Source organism: Ramlibacter sp. (assembly GCF_036676645.1).
GTDB lineage: Bacteria > Pseudomonadota > Gammaproteobacteria > Burkholderiales > Burkholderiaceae_C > Ramlibacter.
In genome coordinates this window covers 1-1,901 of sequence record NZ_JAKFCM010000064.1, presented here as the reverse complement: position 1 = coordinate 1,901, position 1,901 = coordinate 1, and the positions used below count along the sequence as shown (strand labels likewise).

The 1,901-nt window shown below is 70.4% G+C and carries 3 protein-coding genes; all 3 read left to right on the top strand.

The genetic code is table 11. The annotated features are described in order from the left end of the window. Positions 1-698 (top strand): dioxygenase family protein (locus V6M57_RS09770; RefSeq protein ID WP_332814795.1); only part of this gene is annotated, 698 nt, incomplete at its 5' end. A gap of 11 nt (positions 699-709) precedes the next feature. Next, entirely contained in the window at positions 710-1,192 is a 483-nt protein-coding gene (locus V6M57_RS09765) for a hypothetical protein (protein WP_332814794.1), read from the top strand. A gap of 164 nt (positions 1,193-1,356) precedes the next feature. After that, the coding region (locus V6M57_RS09760) for an extracellular solute-binding protein (protein ID WP_332814793.1) at positions 1,357-1,901 on the top strand (545 nt) is incomplete at its 3' end.

The following is a 1,901-nucleotide window of genomic DNA, read 5'->3' as shown; positions in this document are numbered from 1 at the left end:
TGGTCGTTTCGCCGCACTGGATGACGCGCGAGCCGCGCGTGGCCACCAGCGCCGCGCCGCAGACCGTGCACGATTTCGGCGGCTTCCCGCCCGCGCTTTACCAGTTGCAGTACCCCGCGCCGGGTGCGCCAGAGGTGGCGCAGCGCGCCATCGAGGTGCTGCGCGCCGCGGGCTGGGCGGCCGAGGCGGCCCCGCAGCAGGGGCTGGACCACGGTGCCTGGGTGCCGCTGCTGTACCTGCTGCCGCAGGCCGATGTGCCGGTCTTTCAGGTGTCGCTGCCGGCGCGGCTGGACGGCGAGCGGGCCTACGCCTTCGGGCAGGCGCTGGCACCGTTGGCGGACGAGGGCGTGCTCATCATCGGCTCGGGCAGCCTCACGCACAACCTCTACGAGGTCCGCTTCGGTGAACCGGATGCCGATGGGGAGGCCTATGCCGCCGAGTTCGCGGCCTGGGTCGCCCAGACCGTGGCCCACCGCGACCACGCGCGGCTGCAGCAGACCATGGTGATGGCGCCCCACGCGCAGCGCGCCCACCCCACGGCCGAGCATCTGTGGCCGCTGATGGTGGCCGCGGGCGCCGCCGGTGCGCAGGTGCCGGCCACGCGTGTGCACGGCGGCATCACCCACGGCGTGCTGGCGATGGACGCGTACCTGTTCGGCGCGGTGCCCGACGCGGCTGCCGCCACGCTGGCCGCCTGAAGCGGGCCGCCATGCCACAGCCCGTCACCTCGACCACCCTGCGGCTGGACGTCGGCGCGCGGGAAACCGGCGTCGTGCTGCAGCGGCCGGGCGTGGCCGACGAACGCTTCGCCCTGCCCATCGGGCTGACCACCTTGTGGCCCATGGGTGGGCCGGGCGGCGGCCCGTCGCCGTGGGCGATCGAGCACGCGATCCAGGTGGTGGAGGACCAGATCGAAGGGCTGCACCCCCGCGTGCCGCCCGGCGCCCGGCTCCGGGTGGCGCGCGGCGCAGTGGCGCCCTTGCGACGCGATGGGGCCATTCAGGCGGTGGGCCATGAGGCCATTTCGCTGGCCACGGTCGAGCAGTGGTACCAGGCGCTGGCGGCGCGCGCCATGGGTGCTCCGTCGGCGCGCAGCACGGGCTTCGACGACCCCTCGGGCGATGCCCTGGTGCTGATCCTGCGCGAGTTCATGCACCACCTGGGCTTTGACGCCGTGCACCTCGCCGCTTGAGCGATGGCGCCGCGAGCGCCTGTCACACCACTTTCACAGCCTTGACTTATTCTGGCCTTTACCGGATTCTGCGTGCTGCACATCCGGCGGGCGCCCGCGGCACGGTTCATGGGCGCCTTTCAGTTCCGATCTGTCACACACCCACTCTGAAAGCGAGTTCCTCCATGAAGAACAAGTTGTCCACCCTCGTTCTGGCCACGCTGGTGCTGGCCGCCGGCGGCGCCCAGGCGCAAGACAAGACCCTGCGCCTGCTGACCTGGGGCGGTTATGTGCCCAAGGACGTGGTGGAGCAGTTCACCAAGGAAACCGGTTTCAAGGTCGAGGTGACCACCTCCAACAACGAAGAGATGATCTCCAAGCTGCGCGCCACCGCCGGTGCCGGCTTCGACCTCGCCCAGCCCAGCCAGGACCGCATCGCCGGCCCGCAGACCGAGTTCAGGATCTACAAGCCGCTGGACCTGTCCAAGATCAAGGCCGATCTGTTCATCCCGTCCATGCTCGACGCGACCAAGAAAAACACCACGGTCGGCGGCAAGGTCTACGGCCTGCCGCACATCTGGGGCACCGACGGCCTGGTGGTCAACACCAAGACCTCCAAGGCCACCGACTACGCCGACCTGTGCGCCGCGGAAAACGCCGGCAAGGTCAGCATGCGCCTGAAGCGCCCCACGCTGATCGCCATGGCCTTCGCCTCCGGCAAGGACCCGTT

What these genes read in the sequence shown, in the direction of transcription:
- V6M57_RS09765 (WP_332814794.1), top strand. Translation starts at nt 710, where the DNA reads ATGCCACAGCCCGTCACCTCGACCACCCTGCGGCTGGACGTCGGCGCG.